General features: G+C 69.5%; 22 protein-coding genes and 3 tRNA genes. 10 read left to right on the forward strand and 15 right to left on the reverse strand.

The features are described 5' to 3' along the window. Positions 1–123 precede the first annotated feature (123 nt). The 4 genes from ENSA5_RS14670 to ENSA5_RS14685 all read right to left on the reverse strand — a co-directional run bounded on the left by ENSA5_RS14670 (position 124) and on the right by ENSA5_RS14685 (position 2669). On the reverse strand, positions 124–759 hold the full coding sequence (locus ENSA5_RS14670) for a hypothetical protein (protein ID WP_146155705.1): 636 nt from the start codon (positions 757–759) through the stop codon (positions 124–126). Positions 760–766: 7 nt separating this feature from the next. After that, complete coding sequence (gene smpB, locus ENSA5_RS14675) at positions 767–1264, reverse strand: SsrA-binding protein SmpB (protein ID WP_258182856.1); 498 nt, start codon at positions 1262–1264, stop codon at positions 767–769. A gap of 152 nt (positions 1265–1416) precedes the next feature. Continuing rightward, positions 1417–1779 (reverse strand): hypothetical protein, encoded by a 363-nt coding sequence (locus tag ENSA5_RS14680; protein WP_106392286.1) that lies wholly within the window; start codon positions 1777–1779, stop codon positions 1417–1419. A gap of 11 nt (positions 1780–1790) precedes the next feature. Continuing rightward, positions 1791–2669: a hypothetical protein gene (locus ENSA5_RS14685; protein WP_106392287.1), complete on the reverse strand. Its 879-nt coding sequence runs from the start codon at positions 2667–2669 to the stop codon at positions 1791–1793. A 353-nt stretch (positions 2670–3022) separates the two neighbouring features. On the opposite strand from ENSA5_RS14685, the gene ENSA5_RS14690 reads away from it, so the two are divergent. From ENSA5_RS14690 to ENSA5_RS37680, 5 genes are all read left to right on the forward strand, one after another. Next, a tRNA-Ile gene (locus ENSA5_RS14690) sits at positions 3023–3093 on the forward strand. Positions 3094–3260: 167 nt separating this feature from the next. After that, positions 3261–3332 (forward strand) — tRNA-Met (locus ENSA5_RS14695). A 164-nt stretch (positions 3333–3496) separates the two neighbouring features. Then, positions 3497–3569: transfer RNA gene (locus tag ENSA5_RS14700), tRNA-Phe, on the forward strand. A gap of 389 nt (positions 3570–3958) precedes the next feature. Further along, positions 3959–4198, forward strand: a complete 240-nt coding sequence (locus tag ENSA5_RS37675) for a hypothetical protein (protein ID WP_181197756.1) — start codon at positions 3959–3961, stop codon at positions 4196–4198. A gap of 17 nt (positions 4199–4215) precedes the next feature. Then, complete coding sequence (locus ENSA5_RS37680; RefSeq protein ID WP_181197757.1) at positions 4216–5187, forward strand: mechanosensitive ion channel family protein; 972 nt, start codon at positions 4216–4218, stop codon at positions 5185–5187. Position 5188: 1 nt separating this feature from the next. On the opposite strand, the gene ENSA5_RS14710 is transcribed toward ENSA5_RS37680, so the two are convergent. Beyond that, a complete protein-coding gene (locus ENSA5_RS14710) occupies positions 5189–6220 on the reverse strand; it encodes a class I fructose-bisphosphate aldolase (protein WP_106392289.1) in 1032 nt (343 codons plus the stop codon). A 139-nt stretch (positions 6221–6359) separates the two neighbouring features. Here ENSA5_RS14710 and ENSA5_RS14715 point away from each other — a divergent pair, with 139 nt between their 5' ends. The 4 genes from ENSA5_RS14715 to ENSA5_RS14730 all read left to right on the forward strand — a co-directional run bounded on the left by ENSA5_RS14715 (position 6360) and on the right by ENSA5_RS14730 (position 10007). Then, the gene (locus tag ENSA5_RS14715; protein ID WP_146155706.1) at positions 6360–7289 is read left to right on the forward strand and encodes a PEGA domain-containing protein; all 930 of its coding nucleotides are present in this window, start codon (positions 6360–6362) and stop codon (positions 7287–7289) included. A gap of 2 nt (positions 7290–7291) precedes the next feature. Further along, positions 7292–8623: a hypothetical protein gene (locus tag ENSA5_RS14720; RefSeq protein ID WP_106392291.1), complete on the forward strand. Its 1332-nt coding sequence runs from the start codon at positions 7292–7294 to the stop codon at positions 8621–8623. Between the two features lie 66 nt (positions 8624–8689). Next, positions 8690–9400: a molybdopterin-dependent oxidoreductase gene (locus ENSA5_RS14725; protein WP_258182857.1), complete on the forward strand. Its 711-nt coding sequence runs from the start codon at positions 8690–8692 to the stop codon at positions 9398–9400. Positions 9401–9404: 4 nt separating this feature from the next. Further along, positions 9405–10007: a PepSY-associated TM helix domain-containing protein gene (locus tag ENSA5_RS14730; protein ID WP_106392293.1), complete on the forward strand. Its 603-nt coding sequence runs from the start codon at positions 9405–9407 to the stop codon at positions 10005–10007. Between the two features lie 2 nt (positions 10008–10009). Here ENSA5_RS14730 and ENSA5_RS14735 read toward each other — a convergent pair whose 3' ends face one another. Both ENSA5_RS14735 and ENSA5_RS14740 read right to left on the reverse strand, forming a co-directional pair. Beyond that, on the reverse strand, positions 10010–10570 hold the full coding sequence (locus ENSA5_RS14735; RefSeq protein WP_106392294.1) for a lipocalin/fatty acid-binding family protein: 561 nt from the start codon (positions 10568–10570) through the stop codon (positions 10010–10012). Between the two features lie 192 nt (positions 10571–10762). Further along, positions 10763–11011, reverse strand: coding sequence for a PspC domain-containing protein (locus ENSA5_RS14740; protein WP_106392304.1), 249 nt, complete (start codon positions 11009–11011; stop codon positions 10763–10765). A 119-nt stretch (positions 11012–11130) separates the two neighbouring features. Between ENSA5_RS14740 and ENSA5_RS14745 the strand changes: the two genes are divergently transcribed. Next, on the forward strand, positions 11131–13275 hold the full coding sequence (locus ENSA5_RS14745) for a hypothetical protein (RefSeq protein ID WP_106392295.1): 2145 nt from the start codon (positions 11131–11133) through the stop codon (positions 13273–13275). Positions 13276–13475: 200 nt separating this feature from the next. Here the strand turns inward: ENSA5_RS14745 and ENSA5_RS14750 are convergent, their stop codons facing one another. The 8 genes from ENSA5_RS14750 to ENSA5_RS14785 form a co-directional block, all read right to left on the reverse strand. Continuing rightward, on the reverse strand, positions 13476–14330 hold the full coding sequence (locus ENSA5_RS14750; protein ID WP_106392296.1) for an aldehyde dehydrogenase family protein: 855 nt from the start codon (positions 14328–14330) through the stop codon (positions 13476–13478). Beyond that, complete coding sequence (locus tag ENSA5_RS14755; RefSeq protein ID WP_106392297.1) at positions 14327–15823, reverse strand: aldehyde dehydrogenase family protein; 1497 nt, start codon at positions 15821–15823, stop codon at positions 14327–14329. Before ENSA5_RS14755 ends, ENSA5_RS14750 begins: the two co-directional genes overlap by 4 nt. A gap of 22 nt (positions 15824–15845) precedes the next feature. Then, entirely contained in the window at positions 15846–16766 is a 921-nt protein-coding gene (gene deoC / locus ENSA5_RS14760; RefSeq protein ID WP_106392298.1) for a deoxyribose-phosphate aldolase, read from the reverse strand. 80 nt (positions 16767–16846) lie between these two features. Beyond that, a complete protein-coding gene (locus ENSA5_RS14765) occupies positions 16847–17194 on the reverse strand; it encodes a hypothetical protein (protein ID WP_146155707.1) in 348 nt (115 codons plus the stop codon). A gap of 55 nt (positions 17195–17249) precedes the next feature. After that, entirely contained in the window at positions 17250–18572 is a 1323-nt protein-coding gene (locus tag ENSA5_RS14770; RefSeq protein ID WP_106392300.1) for an acetyl-CoA C-acyltransferase, read from the reverse strand. A 21-nt stretch (positions 18573–18593) separates the two neighbouring features. Beyond that, positions 18594–20060 carry a 3-oxoacyl-ACP reductase gene (locus ENSA5_RS14775; protein ID WP_106392301.1) on the reverse strand — a complete coding sequence of 489 codons (1467 nt, stop codon included), beginning with the start codon at positions 20058–20060 and terminating at the stop codon, positions 18594–18596. A 14-nt stretch (positions 20061–20074) separates the two neighbouring features. Then, positions 20075–20998 (reverse strand): MaoC family dehydratase, encoded by a 924-nt coding sequence (locus ENSA5_RS14780; protein WP_106392302.1) that lies wholly within the window; start codon positions 20996–20998, stop codon positions 20075–20077. Between the two features lie 24 nt (positions 20999–21022). Further along, entirely contained in the window at positions 21023–22954 is a 1932-nt protein-coding gene (locus ENSA5_RS14785) for an acyl-CoA dehydrogenase family protein (RefSeq protein WP_106392303.1), read from the reverse strand. Positions 22955–23094: the final 140 nt, after the last annotated feature.

The raw sequence follows: 23094 nt of genomic DNA on the forward strand, positions 1-23094 counted from the left end.
GGCCTTTTCGCCGAGGGCTTTGTCGCCAAAACTTGCAGTACGCCCGGTACAGCGGCGTTTTGGCTTCGCGCCCTCGGCGAAAAATCCGGCGCGAGGCGACACGATGCATTGCACCCCGGGCTGCTAGCGCTGGCGCTCGCGCGCCCACTCGAGCCAGCCGCGCAACAGCGGCGCCCGGGCGGGGGCGCGGATGTTGGAGTGGTCGTCGAAGCACCAGCCGTTGAGCCACAGGCGAACGCCGCGGAGTCGGGCGAGGTCTTGGTGGAGGCGTTCGATGTCGAGCTCGAGCGGGGCCACGCGGGCGCTCAGGCTCGGCTCGCGGGTGGGGTCGTCGATCAGCGCGAGTCGATAGTGGAGCTTGCCGCCGACGCGAATGCGCTCGAGGTCCCGACCGAAGGCAGCGCTCGCGCGCTCGCGCAGGGCGGGGAAGCGCCGGGAGGTCGAGGTCCGAAACTCCAGGGCCATCATCGCCGGGAACGCGGCCCCGTCCGGGCGCGTCCGCGTGACCCCGTGGCGCAGCGCGCTGAACAGGGCCTCGATGATGCCGCGGGTGTCAGCGGGGAGCCCGAGCAGGACGTCGACGGCCGCGGCGTGGCGTTGGCGGGAGAGCGTGTCCACGACCCGGCGCAGGCGCCCTGGCACGAGCGCCGACAACTCGAGCAGCTGACCGCAGGCGGGGGCGTCGAGCGTGCCTGCGTCGGCGAGCGCGAGCAGGCCATCGAGCTGTTCGAGCGCGGCCCGCTGCTGGTCGTTCGCCACGCCCACCTCAGTCCCGCTCACGCATCGCCCGATCCATCTCTCGCTTCTGCTCGCGCTCCTTGAGCGCGGCGCGCTTGTCATGGATCTTCTTGCCCCGCGCGAGGCCGATCAGGACCTTGATGCGCCGATCCTTGAGGTACATGGCGAGCGGGATGAGCGTCAGCCCTTGCTGCTTGACGGCGTCGAACAGGCGATCGAGCTCGCGGCGGTGGAGCAGCAGCTTGCGCGCGCGCAGGGGCGGGTGGTTGCGCGCGTGAGCCTGGGTGAACTCGGCGATGTGAGCCTGGAGCAGGAACAGCTCGTCTCCGCGGAACTGGCAGAACGCTTCCCTCAGGCTCACGCGGTGGTCACGGATCGACTTGACCTCGCTGCCTTGCAGCATGATCCCGGCCTCGATCTGCTCGAGGACCTCGAACTCGTGCCGAGCCTTGCGGTTGTCTTCGATCAGCTCGTCGCCGAGCTGCCGCTGTTTCTTCTTGCGGGCCAAGAGCGAGAACGTAGGCAAGCCCGCCAGGAGCGTCACCCCGAACCCAAAAAACGCCGTAGTTTCGCGGTCTTGGACGATCTGGGGGAGCGCCGCGGCGCTCGTCCGCGGGGCGCGGAGCGAGACGACGGGACCTTCAGGCCCTCGTCGCCTCGCTCGCAGCTTGGACGGGCTCAGGCGTCGCGGGCGACGGCGTAGCTCTTGGACAGCTCGGGATCGCGGGCGATCTCGTAGAGCAGCGCCTCGAAGCTCTGGCGGTCCAGGCCTGCCTCCTCGAGGATCGAGTCTGCGGCGCCGGGATCGGAGGCGATGCTGTTGGCAACGTTGACGGCCTGCTCGACCTTGGGATCGAGGCTCGGCGCCTCGACGGGGTCGTCGTCGCCAGGCTTCTCGCCGCCGTCGGCCTTGCCGCCACCATCCGTCTTGGTGTCGGTCTTGGCTTGGGTGTCGGTCTTGGCCGGCTCTTCCTTGTCGCAGGCGGTCAGCGCGAGGGCGAAGCCGAACAAGGTGGTTGTGATGATCGTGCGCATGGTCATGGCTCCGGTCCTCACTTCGGGCCTTTCGGGCCCTTCGGGCCCTTCGGACCTTTCTTGCCAGGCTTGCCAGGGCCGCCGGGGCCGCCCTTCTTGTCCATCTTGTCCCTGCGCTCGTCCATCTTGTCCTTGCGCTCGTCCATCTTGTCCTTGCGCTCGTCCATCTTGTCCTTGCGCTCGTCCATCTTGTCCTTGCGCTCGTCCATCTTGTCCTCGCGCTCGTCCATCTTGTCCTCGCGCTCGTCCATCTTGTGGGCCTTCTTGGCCTTCTTGAACTTCTGCTTGGCCTTGGCGTGGCGCTTTTCGGCCTTGGCCAGCATCTTGGCGTGGCGCTCCTTGCCGGCGAACTGGATCTCTTTGCCCGCCTCCTGCAGCTGCTTGCGCTTCTCGTGGATCATCTTGCGACGCTTGCGATGCTTCTCGCCGAGCTCCTTGATCTTGGCCTCGAGCTCGGCCTTCTCCTCGTCGCTCATGTCGGCGAGCTCTTCCTTGCGCTCGCGGATCTTCTCGGCCAGCTCCTCGCCGCGCACGCCCTGCGAGATCTGCAGCTTGACCCACATCCCGAAGGCCTTGCGCTTGCCCTTCGCGCGGGTCCCCTCGGCCTCGTCGTCGAGGATCTCTGCGATTGTCCCGGGCGAGACCGCGGCCTCCTCGGCGGCGTCGAGGGCCTCGGCGAGCTCCCCTTCTTCGATGCCCGCGTCGCGGGCCTCGTCGGCCGCGAGCGGGAGATCGATGACCATCAAGATGTCGTCATCGAGGGCCTCTTCATCACTGATGTCGTCGGCGACGTCACCACCTTCACCGTCGGCGTCCTCGGGCGGCGCGGCCGCGGCTGGGGCAGCGAGGGTGAGCGGGACGGCCACCAAGAGCGCTTTGAGAATCGTTTGTTTCATGGGGGGTACCTCGTCGGCGGGCAGTGTACCGCGAGAGCTCGCCAGGTTGTGGGGCAGGGGAGCATGCGAGAACATTTTTCGATCGCAGCGCTTGACACCCCCAGGAGCTGCGCTACATCCAGATTCGTCACCTCGTGTGACGGTTGGTTGAAGATAGAAGTGGGCCCTGGGCCTACGTACGTCGTCTGTGCTGGGTAGGAGCTACGCCATGAAAGGTATCGTGACCACGCGTCGAGTGATGAACCGAGCCCGCGCTCGCGTTGTCATTGCCCGCGCAGCTGTGCGGTCGCGCCGAGCGTTTCTTGGTGTCTGAGCCTCAGGCAACAATCGCGCCGGGCTGACCGGACCTCACCGGCCAGTCGTTCAACGGTGAGAACACTCGTCTGATGAGCGAGAAATGCCGGTTCGACTCCGGTCTGGCCCAGATTGTCAGCTTGTCTCCCCAGACCCTTAGCACCCCGGGCTGCTAGCTCATTGGACGAGCGCCGCTTTGACTCGGCGGAGGATCTGGTTCGATTCCAGGAGGGTCTAAAAATCCAGTCATCGGGCCGCAGGCCCGAGTCTTGGCGACGATGGAGAACTCATGCATACGCTGGGGTGGCCGAGAGGCGAGGCACCGGACTCATGATCCGGCTCACGCGGGTTCGACTCCCGCCCCCAGTACTGGGCTCATCGAGCCCCAGGCCGCGCGCCCGAGCAATCGGCCGCTGCGCGGTCAATCCCAGAAAGGAGCAAAAAAACATGGAGAAGTGTAGCGAATAACGCGGGCCTCGCCGAGCCAAGGTGGCTCGGGAGGCCCTGCCCCGGCCATGGTGGTCGGGGCACTACCCGCGATAGCTGAGATGGTTCAAGCGTTCGGTTGAAGCCCGGAAGACGGGGGTTCGAGTCCCTCTCGCGGGATCATTAGTTCGAGGAGTGGTCATGTTTCGGTTCGGAATTCGAGTTCACGAGTGGTTTGAACGGTCGGTCCGCCGCCCCAAAGTGGCGGGCCGCATCTCTTCCTCACCATCACCATCATCTTCATGACGAACGGGCCCGTAGCTCAGCTGGCAGAGCGAGGGATGCTAGCAGCCCGTGGTGCAATGCCTCGCGCCGCCTCGCTTGGCCTTTTCGCCGAGGGCTTTGTCGCCAAAACTTGCAGTACGCCCGGTACAGCGGCGTTTTGGCTTCGCGCCCTCGGCGAACATTCCGGCGCGAGGCGACACGATGCATTGCACCACGGGCTGCTAGGTCGTGGGTTCGAAACCCACCGGGCCCTCATCGGAGCAGATCTGCTAGAGTCGAGGGTGATGTCACGTCGTCCGCTGGCGCCGCCTCGGGCCGAACCGGCGCCAGCGGCTCCGGAGGGCGGCGGCTCCGGCGATCTGTTCGAGCACTTCGGCGTCGAGGTCGAGGCGAGTCGCGGTCGACCGAGCCCTGTCGTCGACGGGCAGCCCTGCTCCAACTGCGGCTGGCTACTGCGCGCGGTCGACGACGAGCGCTGCCCGCTGTGTGGTCGCAGGCCTCCGCGCTCGACGACGACGGGCTGATCGGGCACCCTGGGCGCGTGGGCGAATTGCTCGAAGGACTCGATCAGTGGGTTCAAGAGGTGACCGGGCTGAGCTCGGCGGCCCAGGAGCGGGTGCTGTCGACGGTCGTCACGCTCGTCGCGCTGTGGGCCGTGCGCGTGTTGATCCTGCGCATCGTCGCCCGCCGCGGTGAGAAGAGCACCAGCAGCAGCACAGACAAGACCAAGTTCTACTATCACTGGCGCAAGGGTACGGCCTACGCGGTCTACGTGTTCGCGTTCTTGCTGGTCGGACGGATCTGGATCGAGAGCTTCTCGTCGCTGGCGACGGTCGTGGGCCTGGTGTCCGCAGGCATCGCGGTCGCGCTCAAGGACCCGCTCATGAACCTCGCGGGGTGGCTGTTCATCGTCTGGCGCAAACCCTTTGGCCTCGGCGATCGCGTCCAGATCGGCGAATACCGGGGGGACGTCGTCGACCAGGGGGTCCTGACCTTCAGCCTGATGGAGATCGGCAACTGGGTGAACGCCGATGATCGGACCGGGCGGCTGCTGATGGCGCCCAACGGGCTGGTGTTCACCCAGGTCCTGGCCAACTACAGCAGCGGGTGGTTCGAGCAGATCTGGAACGAGCTGGAGCTCATCGTGACCTTCGAGTCGGACTGGCGCGCGGCCAAGGAGCTGATGACCCAGATCGCGGCGGTCCACGGCAGGCCGCCGAGCGAGACCTCCCAGGAGCATCTGCGCGGAGGTGATCGCTACTACGTCCTGCTCGCGGCCTCGATCGAGCCCCGGGTGTTCGTCTCGCTCGACAACGTCGGCGTGAAGCTCACGCTCCGCTACCTGTGCATGCCCTTCGAGCGTCGCCTGAGCGCCGAGAAGATCTGGGAAGACATCCTCGACGCGTTCTACGAGCACGACGACATCGACTTCGCCTACCCGACGGTCCGCTACTACGACAACGCCAGCGAGGGGAAGTCCGGCGCTCGGGCGTCGGACTTGCCCTCGGCCTGAGTCAGACCTTTCCGGCGGTCTTCTCGAGGCCTTCGTCCCAGCGCCCGCTGCGGGCGGCCGAGTTGGCCTTGGCCCGATGGAAGAACGCTTTTTGGCCCGCGCCGAGCTGATCGGCCTTGCCGCCCCAGGCGCTGAGCGCAGACTGCTGAAGCGCGCGGCCGTAGGAGAAGCTGAGCTCCCAGGGGTTGTCGGCGTGGAGGCGGTTCATGGCGTTGAGGTGCGCGGTCGCGGTCACGTCGTCCTGCCCGCCCGACAAGAACACGACGCCGGGCACGGCGGCGGGCACGTGGCGAAGGAGACAGCGGACGGTGCGACGGGCGACCTCGTCGACCTTGGCCTGGGTCGCGCAGCCCTTGCCCGAGATGACCATGTTGGGCTTGAGCAGGATGCCCTCGAGCAGCACGTCGTGGCGGCGCAGGGCGGTGAAGACCTCACCGAGGGTCCGGGCGGTCACCTCTTCGCAGCGATCGATGCTGTGGTCGCCGTCCATCAGGACCTCGGGCTCGACGATCGGCACGAGCTCGGCCTCCTGGCACAGCGCGGCGTAGCGGGCGAGGGCGTGGGCGTTGGCGACGATGCACGCCTCGCTGGGGGTGCCGTCGCCGATCGTGATCACGGCGCGCCACTTGGCGAAGCGGGCGCCTCGCTCGCGGTAGTCGGTGAGCCGATCGCGGAGACCGTCGAGGCCTTCGGTGATCTTCTCGTCGCTGTGAAGCGCGAGCGGCTTGGCTCCGGTGTCGACCTTGATGCCCGAGATGATGCCGCGCTCGGAGAGCGCGGCAGGGAAGGGCACGCCCGCATCGGTCCGTTGGCCGAGGGTCTCGTGATACATGATCACGCCCGAGATGAACGCCTCGGCGCCGGGGGTCGTGAGCAGCATCTGGCGGTAGCTTCGGCGGGCCTCCTCGGTGTTCTCGACCTTGATCGAGGCGAGCCGCTTGGCGATGGTCCCGGTGCTCTCGTCGGCCGCTAGGATGCCCTTGTTGGGGGCTACGAGGGCGCGGGCGGTGGTCGTCAACGTGTCTTCATTCATGGTCGTTTGCTCGGGTCTGGCGCCCGCGGATCGCTTTGGACCCTCGCTGGCGGTCGGCGTGAAGTCAAGGCCCGTCGAGCGCGTATACTACCGGGCGAGGAGACTGTTTTTGCGCCGGGCTGCAGCGATCTTCATGGTGGTGGGTCTCACGCCGGCTACGGCGAGCGCGGCCCCGCCAGAGCCGGAGCCCGGGCCGGTCGAGCCCGCCCTCGATCCTCCGACCGTCGAACTGGAGCCGCGACCGCCGAGCCCCGAGCCCGAGCGGCCCGCTTCGCTGAAGATCACGACCAGCGCGGTCTCGATCGTCCTGCGCGCGGAGCCGCTCGACCGTGCGCAGGCGGTGATCGAGCTCGGCGTTCCGCCCGTGGTTGGTGCTCCGCTCTCGCCGGGCCGCTATCGAGTCACGGCCGAGGGCCCCGGCTATCGCCCGTGGTCGCGCGAGGTCGAGCTCATCGCGGGCGAGACCTTGAACCTTCAGGTCGAGCCCGAGCTGATCGAGGGCGCGCGGCTCGAGCTGCGCGCGACAGACGAGGCGAGCGTGGGCGCGGCGGTCTCCCTCGATGGCGCCCTGCTGTGCGTGTTGCCGTGCAGCGAGGAGCTCGAGCCGGGCGCGCACCAGCTCGAGGTCCGCAAGCGTCGGAGCAAGGGCTTGAGCTTCGGAGTCGAGGTCGCCCAGGCCGACGAGATCGTGATCGACCTGACGCTCGCGCCCGCGACCTCGCGCGCGCCCGCGATCGTGACGGGGGCGATCGCGCTGTCGAGCTTGACCGCGGCGATCGTGTTCACGGTCCGCTCGGATCAGACCCGGCGCTCGCTCGCGTCAGACTTGCAAAGCTACGGGCAGTACGACCGGGACGATCGCCGGATCGACAACGGGCGCCGCGACGCGGTGATCGGCGGGGTGATGTACGGGGTCACGGCCGCCGTCGGGGCGCTGACCCTCTACTATCTGCTCCGTCAGTCGGGGCCGCCGTCGAGCGCCGACAAGCGCCGACGCAGCCTGGCCTGGCAGCTCGCGCCGAGCCTCGGGCCCACAGGCGGCGGGCTCGTGGGGGTCGTGGAGTTTTAGCCATGGCGGGGCTGCGCGAGACCTCGGTCGTGGTCATGCTCCTGGCGCTCGGGCCCGGGTGTCTGCCGGGGGCCTTCGAGGCCCTGGCTGACGCGGCGCCGGTTCAGACGGTGGTGGTGGCGGTGCCCGGCGAGGCCAACGCGGAGCTGAGCGTCGCGCTGACGGTCCCGGCCGCGGCCACGCAAGGGCAGCCCGGGCGCGTGCTGTTTGGCGCTGGCGACGGCGCGATCGGCTGGTTTGGCGTGGATCCGAGCGGCGTCGTCGAGCAGCGCTTCGCCAGCTTCAGCGAGCTGACGAGCCTCGCAAGCCACGAGCAGCCCACGCTCACCGGGCTCGCGCTCAGCCCTGGCCTCGAGCCCGCCGAGGGCCTGGTCCGGGTCGCCGCGACCGAGACCTCGCCGGATCGCATCGTCCGCTTTGGCGTCGCCGACTTCACCCGCGTGAGCGCGGCCGAACTCGACGTCGAGGTCTACCCGTGGGTCGCCGATCCGCCCGTGGCTCTCAACGGCGCGCTCGCGGTCGTGCAGCTCGACGAGGGCTTGCCCGAGCTGCTTTCGGCCAGCGCGGGCGGGCTGTTCATCTGGGACGCGCTCGGAGCCGAGGTCCAAAGCTACGTCGACGCGCGCGAGCAGGCGCTCGTCGCCGATCCGGCCGCGTTCGACGACGATCCGGTCGAGGGCTGGGGGCTGACGCGCTGTGTCGATCTCGACGCGAGGGCCCTCGCGGGGGGCCGCGTGCTCGCGGGCCAGGAGCGGGCGGCGCTCGCCCTCGACGGGGACGCGGTGGTCTTCGTCGCGGTCGCCGATCCGCCCCGGGTCTCGGCTGTCGGCGCGCCGATCTACGACTGCGCCCGCGCGAGCCTGAGCCTGCCGGGCTCGGCGGCGACGCTCACGGTCGTCGACCTCGGCGACGACGACGACGACGACCTGCTCGTCGGGGCCCCGGGCGCGGGCGCCGTCTGGGTCTACGAGAACCTCGGCGACGGGCTCCCGGACTCGCCGAGCATGGTGCTCGAGGCCGGGGCGGACGAGCTCGAGTTCGGCGCGTCTTTGGCGGTCGTCGAGCTCGGCGGGGACGCGCCCGAGGTCATCGTGGTCGGGGCTCCAGGCACGCCCGTGGGCGGCAAGGTCAGCGTCGGGCGGGTGTCGGTGTTCGACGCGTCCGACGGCGCTCTGCTCCGGGTCATCGAGGACCTCGAGCCGCGGACGGACAGCCGCCATGGCCTCGCGGTCCACGGCCTCGAGCTTGGCGGGCGCGAGGAATTGGTCGTGACCGGCGCGCGAGAGCTCCGCGTCCACTGGTCGATCCTCGCCGGCGACGAGGGCCGCGAGTAACCGGCCCGCGCACGGGACCGTAGACTGGCCGTAGCGACCGACGTGAAGACGGGCGAAAAGACATACTTGAAGGAGACCTCGATGGAGCTGCGTCGGCGGGAGGATCGGCGGCGCTTCATCAAGCTCGCCGCGGCGGGCACGGCGGTCGCGGCCCTCGGGGGCTACTACTTCCTCGCCGACGACGAAGAGACCAAGGCCGCGCGTCGCGAGCTCCTGCCCGATGGCCGCTCGCGCCTGCCGCCGGGCCAGAAGGTCATCAAGCGGCTCAAGCCCATGGGTGGTCAGCGCGGCGACTCGAGCAAGTCGGCGTTTCGGCTCAAAGTCTACGGAGCCGTCGACGCGCCGTTCGAGCTCGACTTCGCCGAGCTCCTCGCGCTGCCGCAGGCCGAGCTCGCCCTCGATGTCCACTGCGTCACCGGTTGGTCGCGGCTCGGCGCGTCGTGGCAGGGGGTCCGGATCGCCGATCTGGCCGCGCGGGCCAGGCCGCGGCCGACGGCCCGCCACGTGATCTTCGAGGCCGCCCACGGCTACACCGCCAACGTCCGCCTCGCCGACGCCCTCGCGCCCGAGTCGCTCGTCGCCCATCGCTACGAGGGCGAGTCGCTCGCGGGCCGCAACGGCGCCCCGGCCCGCTCGCTGGTCCCGAGCCTGTACTTCTGGAAGAGCGCCAAGTGGCTCGAGGGCATCCGCTTCGTCGAGCGTGACGAGCCCGGGTTCTGGGAGGTCCGCGGCTACCACAACCACGCCGATCCCTGGCTCGAACAGCGCTACGGTTGAGGTCATGACGGATCCAGATCCAGGCGAGCACCCCCGCGCGCGCGAGCGCAAGCCCCGGCGCTGGCGGCCGCAGCTGCGCGCGCTGCATCGCGACTTCGGCTACCTCGTCGTCGGGCTGACCTTCGTCTACGCAGTCTCGGGCCTCGCGGTCAACCACATCGAGGACTGGGATCCCAACTACACCCAGTTCGAGCGGACCCACGAGCTCGCGGCGCCGCTGGCCGAGGACGAGCAGGAGGCCGCGCGCGCGGTCCTCGACCAGCTCGGCATCGACGAGCAACCGAGCGACGTGTTCCTGTACGATCAGGAGCTCGAGATCCAGCTCGAAGATCGCTCGCTCTACGTCAACGGCGAGGCGATGACGATCTTGGATCGCGGTCAGGACGAGCGCCGATTGCTGCGCCTGGCCAACTGGCTTCACCTCAACCGCGGCAAGAAGGCGTGGACCGTGGTCGCCGATGGCTACGCGGTGCTGCTGCTCTTCCTCGCGACCTCGGGCATGCTGATGCTGCCAGGCAAGAAGGGCATGGCCGGGCGCGGGTGGGTGCTGGTCTTGGCTGGGGTAGCGATCCCGGTTGGCTACGTGCTGCTCTCGGGCGGCCCCTGACTTCACTTGCGCTTGTAGGTCAGGCGGTACTCGACGGGCACGGGCAGATGGCCCGAGATGATCTTGACCTTCACGGTCACGCGCTTGCCGTCGTCGCTGAGCCGGAACTCGTTGAGGCGATCTCCGCCGACGCCGTCGAGCAGCTGCGTCAGCTTGGTCCCGCGCATGCGGTGGCTGACCTTGACCTTCTCGCCGTCTTTCGACTTGGCCTTGATCGGCGTCCCGTCGAGCTTGGCTTCGTGGCTGTCGTTGTCGAAGGCGATCTCGGCGCTGTCGCCGTCGACGCTGATCGACAAGCTGGCGAACACGGGGTTGGACTCCTGGAGGCGCTTGCGGCCGAGCTTGCGGAGCATCGGGCTGAGCGCGGCGACCGAGGTCTCGATCGCGGCGTCGACCCCGTCGCGCTCCTTCTGGCCGCCAGCAAACACAAACTCGCCGTCGAAGGCGCCGGCCTGGTCGAGGGTGTCTTGGTCGACCACGACCGTCCCGACCGGGAGGTCGAGATCATCGAGCTGGCCAGCGCGGACGTCGGAGGCGACGACGACGCCTGTGATCGTGGCCAACAACGCACAAAGTGATACGGCACACAGTATCTTGCGAGAGCTCACGACCTCTACTGTACACGATTTACAACACTGGTCTAGTCACATGCGAAGAAAAATTCACACTGAAAAACCGAGGGAAATCAACGCTGTGACATTGAACGCTCGATTTTGCGCGCATTTTGCGTGAAAATGCCTACGCAGCGATCGCGATCATCGCTGGGACAGCGAAGAGCTGCGGCCGTGCTGGATGGCGCGCATCTGCGCGCCTGCGCCGAGCTCTGGAGCCCGGGGGATGATGAGTGCCGAGATGAGATAGACGATCAGCCCGGGCCCGGTGAAGAACAACAGCGCGAAGGCGAGGCGGACGAGGGTGGGATCGAGCCCAAAGCGTTCGGCGATGCCGCCGCAGACACCCAGAAGCATGCGCTCGTTGTTGGATCGGTACAGTCGTTGGTTCATGGCGTGACTCATCCCCGGGGTTGGCTCCGGGTTGGGCTCCCGAGACAGCGACCCCTCGAGTTCATTCCCGCAGATGTCCAGGCCATATTTCGGCGTCGGCGCCGTAGACTCGGCCCGCGATGTTCCTCGCCAAGAAATTCAAAGCTCACGCCCACGCGCCGGCGGTCTTGCTGTCCTCGTTCGTTGGGCTCGGCCTGGTCGCCTGTCGAGCGCCGTCGAGCCGGCTGCCGATCGATCAGGTGGTTCAGCCGGTCGACGGGGCGTCCAGCTCGGGTGAGGCGGCACAGACACTCGAGCCCCTGCCGGTCGAGGGGCCGGTCGACCTGCTGCCGGCCGATGTCTCGGCGCTCGCCGAGGCGATCGATCCGGCCGCGGTCCTCGACCTGTTGACCTCGCTCGACAACTACCGGGAGTTCAACGCCGCCCGGGGGGCGCTGCGCGCGGAGATCGGCGTCGACCTGCTCGACGCGACGCAGTGGCAGCAAGTCGGCCTCGACAGCCACGGCCCCGCGGGCATCGGGCTGCTCGACGTCGAGGCCCAGGGCTTCTTCGTCTACGTGAGCGTCTCGGATCAGGCCAAGTGCGAGGAGTTCATCGTCAAGGTCTCGGAGGCGATCCACAAGCGCGACGAGCTGGCCTCGGCCGACGTCGGCCACGGTCGGGTCTACCGGATCGGCGACGAGCTCAGCGTGATCTTGCGCGAGGGCGTGGCGGTCATGGTGTTCGTCGATCGCCCGGAGCGCGCGGTCCGGGACTACGCGGCGACGGTTGCGACGATCGATCCCCGCGAGGCCCTGAGCCACACCGAGGGCTTCTCGTGGGCCCGCGAGCAGATCGAGGACGCCGACGATGGCCTGATCTTCGTCTCGCCCAACGGGCTGCTCGATCAGATCGAGCGCGAAGCCGGGCTGCGCGAGAGCAACTACGGCCTGACCCACGCCGAGGACGAGCTCGATCGCGCCCGCGCGACCGGGGCGTCGGCGGAGGAGATCCGCGAGCTCGAGCGCCTCGTCGAGGAAGAGCGGCGCTGGGAGCAGGAGCGGGAGGCGGCGCGGGTCGGTCGGCGCGAGCTGGCCCGGGGGCTGCTCGGGCCGATCGCTGCGTTCGTGGCCGCGGCCGATCTGCGCGATGGCGCGATCGAGGCCCACGGGCGGGCGCTGATCCCGGGGGAGGCCCTGCTCCGCGAGCTCTTCGTGCCGACGGAGTCCGAGTCGCCGCTGCTGAGCGCGATCGATGAGCCGCCGATGACGGCGGTCGACGGGCGCGTGAACATGCAGGCCCTCGTCGGGCTCGTCGAGCTCTTCGCGCGGGCCGAGGGGGAGAGCCTCGAGTCGATCAACCGCGAGGTGCTCGCGGAGCTCGGCGTCGACGTGCTCGGCGACCTGATCCCGGCCCTGACCGGCGCGGGCGGGCTGATGCTGACCGAGCACGGCAAGCCCAACCCCAAGCGGCTGTCCGAGGTCGACAAGAGTCTGGGGCTCGCGGCCTACGCCGAGCTGTCCAAGCCCGACGCGATACGCGAGATCCTCGATGACCTCGCCCGGGCCAAGCGCTTCGGCGGGGTGCTGACTCAGGCCAGGCGCGGCGACGGCTGGGTGCTGCAGGTCCCGCAATGGCACGATGTCGACCTCGCGCTGGTCGGCGATCGCCTGGTCATGTCGACCGACGCCAAGCTCGCCTCGCGGATCAAGGACGCGCGCCCAGGCTCGCAGGCGGAGGCCCTCGCCGATCCCCAGCACCCCTTGCGCGGCCCGAGCCCGACGCCCTCGCTGCGCCTCTACCAGCGCTGGATCTGGCTGGTCTACGCCGACGCCCACGAGCCGTGGACGCAGGACGCCGAGTCGATGCTCTACGACATGAACACCCACGATCAGCTGACCTTCGACGAGGCCGCCAAGGTCCCGCGCTCGCGCCAGTTCAAGCGCAAGTTCAAGGAGCTCGAGAAGCTCGTCGACGAGCTCAACTCCTTCCAGCGTCGTCAGGCCGCGCGGGACTTCGAGCGCCAGCTCGGGGTCGCCGAGAGCTTCGGCGACATGGGCTTCCAGGTTGATCGTCTATCCGACGGGCTCGGCTTTCATGCGCTGTGGCGGATGACTCCGGGCTCGACCCCCTTCGAGCTCGTGTTCAAGCTGTTCGCGTCCAATCGCGACGGCACCGACTGGAGCGATCACCTGCGGACGCAAGAGCGCGCCTACGAGATCGTCGAGGAGCTCCGCCAGCTCCGCCAAGCCGACCTCGATGACGCGGCCGCCAAACAGGGCTAGCAGCCCGGGGTGCAACGCCTCGCGCCGCCTCGCTTGGCCTCTTCGCCGAGGGCTTTGTCGCCAAAACTTGCAGTACGCCCGGTACAGCGGCGTTTTGGCTTCGCGCCTTCGGCGAAGATTCCGGCGCGAGGCGACACGATGCATTGCACCCCGGGCTGCTAGTCCTCTGGTGCTTGGCGCAGCCCGCAGCTGCGCAGCCCTCAGCTGCTCATCCACACGGTCTTGACCTCCGCGAGGCGCTGCAAGGTCAGCGCTGAGGCCGGCTGCGCGGCACCGTCGACGAGGATCAGGCGGCGCATGACTCGGGCGGCCTCGAGCTGGGTGGCCTTCAGCGCGTCGTCGTCGATCGCGGCCGCGGCCAGGTAGATCGCGTCGAGGTCGTCGTGGTGGTTGGCCCACTCGAGCAGGCCTGTGACGTCAGTGGTCAGGACGTTGACGACGCCTCCGGGCATGTCGCAGGTCGCGAGCGCCTCGGACAGGGCCGCCGCGAGCTCGCCGGACTCGAGGGGCACGAACAGGTGGACCGTGTTGCCCATGACCGTGGCCGCGGACAGGGCCTCGACCATGCCGAGCAGCCCGTCGGCGGGATCCGGCAGCGCGACCACGACCCCGACGGGCCGCAGCATCGAGTAGTTGACGTGGGCCGTGGCCACGGGGTTGAGCGAGGAGAGCAGCGAGCTGATCTTGTCGGACCACCCGGCGTGGTGCACGACCCGATCGACGGCCGCGTGGACCTGCTCGCGCGCGACGGGGAAGGCCTCGGCGCGGTCCTCGAGCATCTCGGCGAGGCGGTAGAGGATCTGGCCGCGGTTGTAGCCCGAGCGCCCGGCCCAGCCCGCCTGGGCCTTGCGGGCCAGCTCCATCGCGTCACGAAAGTCTTTGCGGCTGGCTCGGCACACGTAGATATCCCTCGGGTCGGCCCCGGCGTTGTCGGTTGGGGGCCTGGTCGGCGTGATGCGATCGACGCGGCCGGACTCGGAGCGAATGAACTTGCCGCCGACGTAGAGCTTGATGGTCTTCTCGACCAGGATCCTGGTCTGGCTTGGGCCGATCATCGCGCGACCTCCTGCATGTAGGGCCACAGCCCGGCGATCCCGCCCTCGCGGCCGAAGCCCGAGTGGCGCACGCCGCCGAAGGGCGAGCTCGGATCGAAGAGGTTGTAGCCGTTGGCCCAGACCACGCCGCAGTTGAGCGCGTGGGCGGTGCGAAACAGCTTCGAGGTCTTCTCGGACCAGACCCCGCAGGCGAGGCCGTACTCGGTGTCGTTGGCCTTCTTGATCGCCTCGGCGGGGGTTCGGAAGGTCAGGACCGAGAGCACCGGGCCGAAGATCTCTTCGCGCACGACGGTGTCGGTCTGCTGGACCCCGGTCAGGATCGTCGGCAGGTGGTAGTAGCCGGTCGAGGGCAGCTCGCAGGCGGCGCCCTGCCAGACCTTCGCGCCCTCCTGGGCGGCGATGTCGAGGTAGCGGTCGATCATGCCGTGCTGGTCTTTGGAGTTGATCGCCCCGACGTCGGTGTTCTTGTCGAGCGGGTCGCCGATCCGCAGGGTCGAGACCCGCCGGCGCAGGCGCGCGACGAAGTCCTCGGCGATCGACTCCTCGACCAGGAGCCGCGAGCCCGCGCAGCACACGTGGCCCTGGTTGAAGAAGATGCCGTCGACGCAGCCTTCGACGGCCTGGTCGAGGGCCGCGTCGGCGAACACGATGTTGGCGCCCTTGCCCCCGAGCTCCATCGTGGCCTTCTTCTTGGTCCCGGCGATCGAGCGCATGATGATGCGGCCGACCTCGGTGCTGCCCGTGAACGCGATCTTGTCGATGCCCGGGTGGTTGACCAGGGCCGCGCCGGTCTCGCCCGCGCCGTTGACGATGTTGACGACGCCCGGCGGCAGCCCGACCTCTTGGAGCACGTCGCAAAACAGCGCCGCGGTCAGCGGCGTGGTCTCGGCCGGCTTGAGGACCACGGTGTTGCCGGTTGCGAGGGCCGGGGCGATCTTCCAGGCCAGCATCAGGAGCGGGAAATTCCACGGGATGATCTGGCCGGCGACGCCGAGCGGGGCGACCTTGCGACCGGCGGCGGCGTGCTCGAGCTTGTCGGCCCAGCCCGCGTAGTAGAAGAAGTGCGCGGCGACCAGGGGGATGTCGACGTCGCGGGTCTCGCGGATCGGCTTGCCGTTGTCGGTGGTCTCGAGGGTGGCGAATTCGCGGGCGCGCTCTTGCAGGCGCCGGGCGATGCGGAACAGGTACTTGCCCCGCTCGAGGCCCGAGAGCTTCGACCAGACCTCGTCGTAGGCCTTGCGCGCGGCCGCGACCGCGGCGTCGACCTCGGCCTCGTCGGCGGCGGCGATCTGGGCCAGGGGCTTGGCCGTGGCCGGGTTGACGGTCTCGAACACGCCCTCGTCGCGACCTTCGACCCACCGCCCGGCGATGAAGTGGCCGTAGCGCGGGCGGATCTCGACGGGGTGTTTTTCGATCGAGGGCGAGAGCTCGAGGGCCCCGGCGAGGGCGAGCTCGCGGGCCCTGGGATCTTGCTTGGTGCTTACATCGTTCATGTCGGGACTCGTGGGCGAACGATCAGTCGACGGAGAAGCGGCGCGGTGACTGGTAGTAGCCCTCGTCGCGCCACAGCAGCTGGCGGAGCAGATCGTTGACGAGGGAGCTGGCGCCGAAGCGGAACCACTCGTTCGTCATCCAGTCGGCGCCGAGGGTCTCGGCGAGCAGCGCGAGGTAGTGGAGGGCGAGCTTGGCCGAGCGGATGCCGCCGGCCGGCTTCATGCCGACGCGGACCCCGGTCTCGAGGAAGTGCTCGCGGATCGCCTCGAACATGACCAGGGCGACCTCGAGGGTCGCGGCCGGCTGGATCTTGCCGGTCGAGGTCTTGATGAAGTCGCCGCCCGCGGCCATCGCGAGGCGCGAGGCCGCGGCGACGTTGTCGAGGGTGCCGAGCTCGCCGGTCTCGAGGATGACCTTGAGGTGGGCCGGGCCGCAGGCGTCCTTGATCGCGACAATCTCGTCGAACACCCGGGCGTAGTCACCGCTCAAGAAGGCCCCGCGGTTGATGACCATGTCGATCTCGTCGGCGCCCGCGGCGACGGTCTCGCGGACCTCTTGAACCTTGAGCGCGAGGGGCAGCTGGCCCGAGGGGAAGGCCGTGGCGACGGCGGCGAGCTTGACCGGGCTGTCAGCGCCGAGGACCGCGCGGGCCGTCGCGACCATGGTCGGGTACACGCACACGGCCGCGCAGCTGGGCAGCTCGGGCATCGGCGGGTGGGGGCGCAGGGCCTTGTGGCACAGGCCGCGGACGCGCTCGGGGCTGTCGGCTCCCTCGAGGGTGGTCAGGTCGACCATCGAGAGGGCCAGGCGCAGCAAGCGAACCTTGGACTCGGTCTTGATGCTGCGCTTGCGGACGCGGGCGACCCGCGCGGCCACGCTCATGTCGTCGACGCTGGCGGCCCGCCAGCGGCGGATGTCGGACTCGGTGCACTGCAGGGGCATGGGGACCTCGCCTGCCGCACGCTACACCGAATCGCGCGAGATTGCCTCAGGCGAGAGACCGCCGTGGCTCGCGCTGCGCGTCACTTCCGGCCGCGCGAGCCCAGCAGCACCGACATCCGCCGCTTGTGCGCGGCCTCGCCCCAGACCCGGTCGCGCCCCCGCCCGCGCAGGCGGAGGCGCTTGAGCCGACGATTCTCGAACCCGAACACGATCAGCGCGCTCAGGGCAGCCTCGGGGCTGTCGACGCGGCCGTCGTCACGAAGCGAGGCCCACTGCGCCTCGGACAAGTTGCGCTTGAACTCGGTCAGCAGCCGCGCGCACTGCCACTCGGTGAACTCGACCTCGGCGCGCTCGCACATCCGCCGCAGCAAGGCGTGCTCTCGGTCGGACTCGCATCGGGGCGGTCGCTCGGTGCTCGGTCGGGCCATGGGCGTCCCACGGGCGTCCCACGGGAGGGACGGCCCATCGTTGCACGGTCCGCCCTCAAGCCCCAGCGTTCTCGAGCACCGCCCCGGCCCCGAGCCCGCCGGCCGCGCAGATCCCGATCAGCGCCGTGACCTTGCCGCTTTGGTGGAGCTCGTTGGCCATGGTCGTGACCATCCGGGCCCCGGTCGCGCCGAAGGGATGCCCGAGCGCGACGGAGCCGCCGTGGATGTTGAGCTTGGCCGGGTCGATCTCGCCGACGGCCTTGTCGCGGCCGAGGCGGGCGCGGGCGAAGTTGTCGCTCGCGAGCATCGAGAGCACGCTGAGGACCTGGGCCGCGAAGGCCTCGTGCATGTCGACGAGGTCCATGTCGTCGAGCTCGTAGCCGGCCCGGGCGAGCGCCTGGGGCATGGCCAGCGCGGGGCCCATCAGCAGCTGGTCGGCGGGGTCGCAGCCGACGTAGGACCACGAGGCGAAGCGGGCCAAGGCGGTGTAGCCGAGGGCCTTGGCCTTGTCCTCGCTCATGATCAGGACGGCCGAGGCGCCGTCGGTCAGGGGGCTGGAGTTGCCCGCGGTCAGGCTGCCGTCGCGGCTGAACACCGGGCGCAGCTTGGCGAGCTTCTCGACGCTGGTGTCGCCGCGGACGATCGTGTCTTGGTGGACCCACTTTCCGCTCGGGGTCTCGACCGGCGCGATCTCGTCGCGGAAGCGGCCCGAGGCGATCGCCTCGGCGGCGCGGTGGTGGCTGCGGACGGCGAACTCGTCCTGGGCCTGGCGGCTGATCTCGTTGCGGACGGCCATCTTCTCGGCGCTCTCGCCCATGATCTCGCCGGTCGTGCGCTCGGCGATCTTGGGGATCCGCGGGAGCAGATCGGTGATCGGCGTGAGCTGGCTGAGCACGGCGAGCATGTCGCGGGGCGTGGCCTTGCCCTTGTTGGGGCCCATCATCATCGGGCCGAGGGTCCGGACGAGCTTCTGCGGGACCTTGAGCTCGGCGTTGGAGGTCGAGTCCGAGCCGCCCGCGATGACGACGTCGGCCTCGCCGCGTTCGATCGCGGCGACGGCCAGGGTGATCGCCTGGAGGCCGCTGGCGCAGGCCCGGGTGCAGGTCATGCCCTCGACCGAGGGCGGCAGGCCGAGATCGAGCGCGATCTCGCGGGCGACGTTGGGCGCCGAGCCCGGCAGGATCACGCCGCCCCACACGATCGAGTCGATCTCGCGGCGCGGGAGCTCGGTCCGCTTGAGCAGCGCCGCGACGGCGGCGTCGCCGAGCGCGATGGTGTCGAGCGGGAGGAACTCGGCGAAGGCCTTGACGAAGGGAGTGCGGACGCCGGACACGATCACGGCGCGCTGCTTTGGTTGGTCTTGCTTGCTAACTGGCATGGTCTTGATTCCCCGCGAAGATCAGGCGCCGACGAAGGACTGGCCGCAGACGCGCACGACGTTGGCGGTCAGGCCCTGGGCCGCGGGCGTCGCCAAGAAGGTGATCGCGTCGCCGATGTCGCGCGGGAGCCCGCCCTGGCCGAGGCTCGACAGGCGCCGGCCGACCTCGCGGATCATCACGGGGATCGCCGCGGTCAGGCGGGTCTCGATGAAGCCGGGGGCGATCGCGTTGACGGTGACGCCGCGGCCGTCGAGCTCGTCGGCGAGGCGGCGGACGTAGCCGATGACCCCGGCCTTGGTCGCCGAGTAGTTGGTCTGGCCGAGGTTGCCGGCGATCCCGGCGATCGAGCTGAGCACGATCACGCGGCCGTCGTCGAGCAGCGGGCCGTCGTCGGCGAGGAGCGCGTCGTTGATGCGCACGACCGCGTCGAGGTTGATCGCTACGGTCAGATCCCACTGCTCGGGCTTCATCCGCGCGAGGGTCTTGTCGCGGGTGACGCCGGCGTTGTGGACGACGATGTCGACGCCGCCGTGGTCCTCGCGCAGGGTCTGGGCGATCCGCGCCGGGGCCTCGGGGTCGCTGACGTCGACGAGCAGCGGGGTCCCGTCGATCTCGCGGGCGACGGCGCTGAGCAGCTCGTCGTCGGCCGGGCGATCGAGGCACACGACGTGGGCGCCCTCGTCGGCGAGCAGCTTGGCGGTCGCCTTGCCGATCCCGCGGGCGGCCCCGGTCACGAGCGCGACCTTGCCCTCGAGCGAGCGGACCTGGGCCGGCGACCAGTCAGCGAGGGCCTCGTCGTCGACGGTCCGCGCGCTGACGTGGATCGGCTGACCCGAGATGAAGGCGCTGCGCGTGGAGAGCAAAAAGCGCAGCGGGCCCTCGATCAGGGGCTCGGCCTCCTCGTCGACATGGATCAGGTTGGCGGTCGAGCCGCGCTTGCCGAGCTCCTTGGCCAGCGAGCGACAAAAGCCCTCGACCGCGGCCTGGGCCCCGGCGGCCTCGGGGCTGGGCGCGAGCGCGGGCGGGCGGGCGAGCAGGACCACGCGGCCGCATTTGACGAGGCTGCGCACGAGCGGGTGGAAGAACTCGTAGAGGCTGCGGAGGCCGGCGGCGTCGGTGATCTGCGTGGCGTCGAAGACCATCGCGTCGAGGCGCAGCTCGTCGGGCAGGGCGTCGAGCAGGAGCCCGCGGGGCGGGCGGCCCCAGGCGTCGCCGTGATCGCGAAACGCCCGGGGGATCTCGACGCCGCCGACGACCAGCGGCGAGGCGCCGGCCTTGGTCAGGGTCTTGGCCAGGACCTCGAGCAGCGCCGACTCGCCCTCGCCACGGTGGCCGCCGACCGCGATCTCGTAGTCGTGGAGCGGGCGCGCCTCGATCGCGGACTTGGCCCGGGCCAGGGTCTGCGGGATCGGGAGCGGGAGGCCGAGGGTCTTGACCAGGCGGCGGGCCTGGGGGTTGTTGCCGAGTTGAAGCAGGATGTCGTTCATGGTGTGTCTCGTTTTCAGCGATCGAACGAGCCGCGCACGGTGCCGGCGAGGTAGGGCGAGGCGCCCGGGGCCGCGGCGATCCAGACCTGGTCCTGGTCCTCGCCGGTCTGCAGGTAGAGGCCGACCTTGGCGGGCAAGGTCAGCGGCTTGGTGAACTTGACGTCAAAGCTGCGGATCGCCGTCGGCGAGCCGCCGTAGCGGGCGCGGACCAGGCCCTCCCAGGCCTTGGCCATGCTCGCGAAGCCATGGAGGATCGTGTTGCGAAACCCGAAGGCGCGGGCGTAGGGGGGGATCCAGTGGACCGGGTTGAAGTCGCCGGTCAGCAGCGCGAACGCGAGCCCGGCGTCGGCGGGGAGCTTCCAGCGCGCGAGCTCCTCGGCGTCGACGGGCACGCGCTCGGGCTGCTTGCGGGCCTTGTTGCCGCCGCCGCGCTCGGGCCTGGCCAGCGGGACGATCGCGTACATCGTCGCGACGATCGCCTCGGGGTTGGCGGCGGTCCCGGTCACGACCTGCTGCTCGAGCACGGCGCGGCGCTCGTTCTCGTCGATGTTGACCAGGCGCGCGCTGACCTCGAGCGGCTCGTCGTTGGCCAGGGTCCCCTTGACCTCGACGCGGCAGCCGCCGTTGAGGACCTTGAACATCGGGTAGGGCAGCGCGACGAGGGTCTTGGCCGCGAGCGGGAAGCCCCACTGGGGCCACAGGTGCGGCGGCAGCGTGTGCTTGTAGCTGCTCGGATCGCCGCCGCAAAAGCGCACGTAGTCGCGGATCAGCGCGCGCGGGCGCGGGCTGAGGGTCGCGCGGAACTCGGGGCTCGGGACCTCGATTGGGCCGCTGGGGGCGCTGCCCGTGATCGAGCGGCGCAAGGCCGTGAGCGCCGTGGCGCCGAGCATCTTGATCACGGGACCCTGGCTGCGGATGTGTTTGGTCGGTAGCGCCATGAGGAGTCGCTCTTTGGTTTGGGCCTACTCGGCGGCGGCGCGCTCGTCGGCGCCGCGCCTGCGGGTCAGATCGGCGAGCAGGCGCCGACCGGTGGTGGTGATCTCGTCGAGCAAGTAGCGGTCGCGGGGCTCGGCGCGGTCGAGCCAGCGCTCACACAGCTCGCGGCGCTCGTCGTGGGCCACGGCCTGGGCGAGGAGGATCTCGGCGATCTGCACGTCGACGAGGATCCGGGTCAGGCGCTCGGCGTGGAGCATGGCCCAGGCGAAGTCGCGCTTGGGGTTCCAGTCCTTGAGGAAGGCCTCGCTCCACTGTGACACGGGTTTGTCGGACAGCGAGCGGACCTTGTCGGCTGCGGTCTTGCGCAGCAGGAATTGCGTCGCGTCGTGGGCGATGATCTGGAGCTTGGCGACGCGGCGCTCGAGCGGATCGCGGGCCGAGAGCGCGCGCCAGCGAGCCTGGGCGAGCTCGCGGACGAAGCCCTGGGGATCCTTCATGACCAGGCCGAGGGTGTCTTTCATGGCCATCAGCGACTGGATCTGGCTGGTGCCCTCGTAGATCGGCAGGATCATCGCGTCGCGGAGCAGCTTCTCGGCCCCGTACTCCTTGATGTAGCCGTTGCCGCCGTGGATCTGGACGCAGCGCTTGGCGTGCTCGACGGCCCGCTCGCCGGCGAAGTACTTGAGCAGCGGCGTCGCTCGGCGCGCGGCGGCCTTGTGCCGGGTGATCTCGGCGTCGAGCTCGCTGACGGGGACCGGGGCGAGCTCGGGCATGTGGTCGCGGGCGAGCTCGAGCTTGGTCGCGATCTCCTCGTGGTAGCCGGCGTGCATCGCGAGCGCGCGGATGGCCTGGACCTCGGTCCGCATCTCGTCGAGGAGGTCGGCGATCATCTCGTGTTGATCGATCGTCTTGCCCATCGAGGGCCGCTCGCGGGCGTAGGCCAGGGCCTTGCGGTAGGCCGCCTCCATCAGCCCGATCGCCTCGAAGCCCACGCCGATCCGGGCGTTGTTCATCAGCGTGAGCATGTACTTGAAGCCCTCGCCGCGCTCGCCGAGCAGCTGCGCGGGGCTGCGATCGAAGCTGATCGCGCAGGTCGCCGAGGCGTGGTGGCCCATCTTCTCCTCGACGCGGTCGACCTCGGCGAAGCGCGTGCGGCCCTCGGGCGTGTCCTCGTAGGTCGGGACCAGGAAGAAGCTCAGGCCGCCGAGCCCGGCGTAGGCGTCTTCGCTGTCCCCGCTCTCGGGCTTCTCGGTCCGGGCGATCACGAAGTGGAAGCGGCCGTGGCCCGAGGTGATGAAGATCTTCTGGCCGCTGACGAACCAGTTGCCGTCCTCGTCTTGCTCGCCGACGCAGCGCAGCGCGGCCATGTCGGAGCCGGCGTCGGGCTCGGTGATGTCCATCGCGCCCCAGCTCTCACCCGCGCCGATCTCCTCGATCCAGTCTTGAAATCGGGTCTGCGCGATCTGGGCGTTGTCGGGGTCGAAGCGGGTGCTGCCCTCGCGGATCGAGAACACGAGCATGGCCATGGCGAGGCCGCCGTGGAAGCCGAAGTGGGTCGTGACCGACTGATCGCCCCGGGCCATCAGCTCGGTCACGATCATGTAGAGGATCATCGCGCTGTTCATGCCGCCGAACTCGCGGGGCACGGCCATCCAGTGCAGGTCGAGCTCCTTCATGCGCGCGAAGATCGTGCGCATGCGCTCGCCGAGGACGACCTGGCCGTCGACGAGGGTCGGCGGCTGGCTGTCGAGCTCCTCCCAGTGGGGCGCGACCTCCTCGGCCACGAATTCGCCGATCAAGGTCGCGAAGTCGCGGTAGGTCTCGACGCCCTCGGCGACGCTGCTCGGGCCGTCTTCGGCGCGGAAGTTCCACTCGGCCAGGCGGACGATCGGATCCCAGTCGAGTCCGTGGTCGAAGTACCAGCGCAGGTCGTCGTTGTCGTCGAAGAAGTTGGCCATGGTCTGTCTACTCCTGGGCCCGAGCAGCGTCGCCGAGGGCGTCGAGACCTACCGCGACTTCGCGACCTTGATCGGCGAATTCGTGGCCGAGGAGGTCGCGCCCCACTGGGAGGAGCTCGACAGCCAGCCGCCGACCCTCG

The sequence above is a fragment of the Enhygromyxa salina genome, assembly GCF_002994615.1.
GTDB classification, from domain to species: domain Bacteria; phylum Myxococcota_A; class Polyangia; order Nannocystales; family Nannocystaceae; genus Plesiocystis; species Plesiocystis salina_A.